This window comes from Streptomyces sp. PT12, assembly GCF_003311645.1.
Taxonomy (GTDB): Bacteria; Actinomycetota; Actinomycetes; order Streptomycetales; family Streptomycetaceae; genus Streptomyces.
In genome coordinates this window covers 1-4533 of the sequence record NZ_QEST01000222.1, presented here as the reverse complement: position 1 = coordinate 4533, position 4533 = coordinate 1, and the positions used below count along the sequence as shown (strand labels likewise).

2 protein-coding genes are annotated in these 4533 nt (G+C 74.9%); both read right to left on the bottom strand.

Features of this window, described 5'->3' with window-relative positions:
- Window positions 1-1695, bottom strand: a 1695-nt coding sequence (locus tag DEH69_RS23775; RefSeq protein ID WP_147255803.1) for a type I polyketide synthase, incomplete at its 3' end; no start/stop codon positions are given.
- Window positions 1696-1721: 26 nt separating this feature from the next.
- On the bottom strand, window positions 1722-4533 hold a 2812-nt coding region (locus tag DEH69_RS23770; protein WP_113689034.1), incomplete at its 5' end, for a type I polyketide synthase.

The following is a 4533-nucleotide window of genomic DNA, read 5'->3' as shown; positions in this document are numbered from 1 at the left end:
CATCCCCACCCACTGCGAACCCTGCCCCGGAAACACAAACACCGCACGACCACGAACACTGGCCGTCCCCCGCACCAGACCCGCGGAAGGGACACCGCCCGCAAGAGCATCCAAACCCTCGACCCCGACCGCCACCGCACGGTGCTCGAACACCGAACGCGACAGCAACGTCGCCGCCACATCCCGGGCATCCAACTCACCCACCAACGGCACCAGCCGACGCGCGGTCTCACGCACCGCCGCCTCCGAACGACCCGAGATCACCAGCGGCACAGGGCCCGAGACGGACACACGCCCGGCCGAAGACTCCTCATCCACCGGAGCCTGCTCGACAATCACATGCGCGTTCGTCCCGCTCACACCGAACGACGACACGCCCGCCCGACGCACCCCCTCCGTCGTCCACGCACGGGACTCGACAAGCAGCGCGACCGCGCCCGACGACCAGTCCACGTGCGAGGAGGGGGCGTCGAAGTGCATCAGCCCCGGGAGCGCGCCATTACGCATCGCCATGATCATGGCGATGACGCCCGCGACGCCCGCGGCGGCCTGGGTGTGGCCGATGTGGGACTTCACCGAGCCCAGCCACAGCGGCCGTTCGGCGTCCCGGCCCTGGCCATAGGTGGCCAGCAACGCCTGGGCCTCGATCGGGTCGCCGAGGCGGGTGCCCGTGCCATGCGCCTCGACCACGTCCACATCGGACGGCGAGAGCCCCGCGGCGGCCAAAGCCTGCCGGATGACGCGCTGTTGGGCGGGACCGTTGGGCGCGGTCAGACCGTTGGAGGCGCCGTCCTGGTTGACGGCCGAGCCACGCAGGACCGCGAGCACCGGATGGCCGTTGCGGCGCGCGTCGGAGAGGCGTTCGAGGACGAGCATCCCCGCGCCCTCGGAGAATCCGGTGCCGTCGGCCGCCTCGGCAAACGGCTTGCAGCGGCCGTCGGTGGCCAGGCCGCGCTGCCGGGAGAACTCGACGAACAGCTCGGGCGTGGCCATGACGGTGACGCCGCCCGCGAGCGCGAGCGTGCACTCGCCCTGGCGCAGCGCCTGCATGGCGAGGTGCAGGGCCACGAGGGAGGAGGAGCAGGCGGTGTCGATCGTCGCGGCGGGACCTTCGAGGCCGAGGGTGTAGGAGAGGCGGCCCGACATGGCGGCGCCCGCGGTGCCGATGGCGAGGTAGCCCTCGCCGACGTCGGGGTCGGCCTTGAGCAGCTCGCCGTAGCCGCCGCCGGTGTTGCCGACGAAGACGCCGGTGCGGGTGCCGCGCAGGGTGGCGGGGTCGATCCCTGCGCGTTCCAGCGCCTCCCACGACGTTTCGAGGAGGAGCCGCTGCTGAGGGTCCATCGCCAGGGCCTCGCGGGGCGAGATCCCGAAGAAGGCCGGGTCGAAGTCGGCGGCGTCGTGGAGGAATCCGCCCTCGCGCACATAGCTGGTGCCGGGGCGGTCGGGGTCGGGGTCGTAGGGCAGGTCCCAGCCGCGGTCGGTGGGGAACGGCGTGATGATGTCGCGGTTCTCCATGAGGGCGCGCCACAGCTCGTCGGCCGATCCGATGCCGCCGGGGAAGCGACAGCCGATCGCGACGACGGCGACGGGCTCGCGGGCGGCCGAGGTCAGCTCGGCGTTCTCCCGGCGCAGCCGCTCGGTCTCCTTGAGCGACGCGCGGAGGGCCTGGACAACCTGCTCCTGAGATGTAGCCACTTATGATCCCCACACTTCGCGCGTCGTCACGATTCAGTTCCGTCCATGGCCAGATGGATGAGGTCCGCGACGTCCATCGCGTCGATGTCCACGGTGTTGTCGTCGCCGGGGGCGCCGTCCGGCGTCTTCGGCTCGCGCTCGCTCTCGCTCTCGGCGAGCGCGAGCAGCTGGGTGAGCAGCCCGGTGTCGCGGAGGCGGGCGACGGGAACGGTGGCGAGCAGGTCGCGCACGCGCGCGTCGTCGGCCGTGTCCGCGTCGGCCCTGTCGGCGTCGGCCGTCCGGGCGTCGGGCGGTGAGAGTCGTCGGGCGAGCTCGGTGGCGACGGCCGACGGGGTCGGCGCGTCGAACACCAGCGTCGCGGGGAGCCTGAGCCCGGTGGCGGTGCTGAGGCGGTTGCGCAGCTCGACGGCGGTGAGGGAGTCGAGGCCCAGCTCGGTGAACGCCCGCTGTTCCTCGACGGCCCTGGGGCCCGCGTAGCCGAGGACGGCCGCCACATGGGAGCGGACCAGCTCGGTCAGCGCCTCGACGCTGGCGCCCGCCAGCGAGGCGGGCCCGGTGTCCTTGGGCGCCCGCTCGCGCCGGGGGGCGCGCACCAGGTCGGCGAGCAGCGGCGGGAGGGTGCCCGCCTCGGCGAGGTCGCGGAGGGCGGCGTGGTTGAGCCGGACGGGGGCGAGCACGGCCTCGTCGCGCGCGAGCGCCGCGTCGAACAGGGCGAGCCCGTCGGCCATCGGCAGCGCCCCGATGCCGGACTGGCCGTGGCGCTCGATGTCGGTGGCGTCCAGCCTGCTGCCCATGCCGCCCTCGTCGGCCCACAGGCCCCAGGCCAGCGCGGTGCCGGGCAGGCCGCGCGCGCGGCGGTGGCGGGCGAGGGCCTCGAGGGTGGCGTTGGCGGCGGAGTAGGCGCCCTGCCCGATGCCGCTGAGTCTGCCGCCGATCGAGGAGAACATGACGAACGCCGACAGCTCGCGGCCCTCGGTGAGCTCGTGGAGGTGCAGCGCGGCGTCGGTCTTGGGGGCGAGGACGCGGCCGACGCGCTCGGAGGTGATGGCCTGGATGGTTCCGTCGTCGAGGACGGCCGCGGTGTGGATGACGGCGGTCAGGTCGTCGATGCCGTCGAGCAGCGCCCGCACCTGGTCGCGTTCCGATACGTCGCACGCCGGGACGGCGACCCGCGCGCCCCGCGCGCGCAGCTCATCGGCGAGCGCGGCAAGGGGGGCGTGGCTCTCGCCTCGCCTGCTGGCGAGCACGAGGCCGCGCACGTCGTGGGTGTCGACCAGGTGGCGGGCGAGGGCCATGCCGAGGCCGCCGCTCGCGCCGGTCACCAGGACGGTGCCGGTCAGGCGGCGCGCCTCGGCGGGCTGGTCGGGTGCGGCGGCGCGGGCCAGGCGCGGCGCGACGAGGGTGCCAGCGCGGGCGGCCATCTCGGGTTCGCCCGCGCTCACCGCGGTGGCGAGGGTGGGGCCCGCGATGGCGTCGGGGGCGTCGCCGATGTCCAACAGGGTGATGACGTCGGGGTGTTCGCGCTGTGCGGAGCGCAGCAGGCCCCACACGGCGGCCTGCGCCGGGTCGTCATCGACGCCCGCGCCGACCACGACGAGCCGGGACGGGGCGAACCTGGCGTCGGCGAGCCAGCCCTGCACGGTGGCCAGCGCGGCGGAGACGGCGGACCGCACGGCGCCGGGGGTGGCGCGGGGCGCGGCCGGACCGGGCACGGGCAGGAACACCGCGTCGGGCACGTCGTCGATGGCGGCGAGGTCGGGGTAGGAGGTCAACGGGATCCCGCTCGACGCCAGCAGCGCGCCGACCTTCCGCTCGTCGGGCCCGAGCAGGCCCCAGCGGCGGTGGGCGGCGCCGGTCGCCGCGTCGGCGGGCGGGGTCAGGGGCGTCCACCGCACGTGGTGCAGCGACTCGAGGGCGCCGAGCCCTGAGACGGCGGACACCGCGCGCCGCACCATCGAGGCGACGGTGGCGACGGGCGTTCCGGTGGCGTCGGCCACCAGGAACGCCAGGCCCTCGTCGCCCGCCGGGGAGATCCGCACGCGCAGGGCGCCGGTCCCCTGGGCGTGCAGCCGGGCGCCCGACCAGATGAACGGCATGCGCAGGGGGCCAGCGTCGGCATCGTCGCCGAGGGACAGCAGGTGGAGTGAGGTGCCGAGCTCGGCCGGGTGGAGGGCGTAACGGTCGGCGTCCTGGGCCACGGCGATCTCGGCGTAGAGGTGATCGCCGTCGCGCCAGGCCGCGTCGAGGCCGTGGAACGCCGGTCCGTAGTCGATCCCCTGGTCGGCCATGCGGTCGAATAGGGCGTCGATGTCAACCGGTTGGGCACCCGGTGGTGGCCAGGCCGTCAGCCCCTCGGCGGGCGCGGGGTCGGCGGCGGGGGCGAGCGTTCCGCCGCACCTGCGGGTCCACTCGGTGGCGTCCTCGGCGCGGGAGTAGAGGGCGATGGCGCGCCGCCCCGCGTCGTCGGGGGCGCCGACGGCGACCTGGAGCTGGAGGCCGCCGTCTTCGGGCAGGGCGATCGGGCTCTCCAGTGTCAACTCCTCGACCAGTTCGCAGCCGACGCGGGCGCCCGCGTGGAGGGCGAGGTCGAGCAGTGCCGTGGCGGGCAGGAGGGGAACGCCGCCGACCACATGGTCGAGCAGCCACGGCTGGACACGGGGCGACAGGCGGCCGGTCAGCACGAGCCCGCCGCCGTCGGCGAGGGTGACCGCGGCGCCGAGCAGCGGATGCCCGGTCGCGTCAAGGCCCGCCACGCCGAGGTCGCCCGCCTCGGCGGGCAGGGCCTCGGGCCAGTAGCGCTGGCGCTGGAACGGGTAGGTCGGCAGGTCGACATGGCGA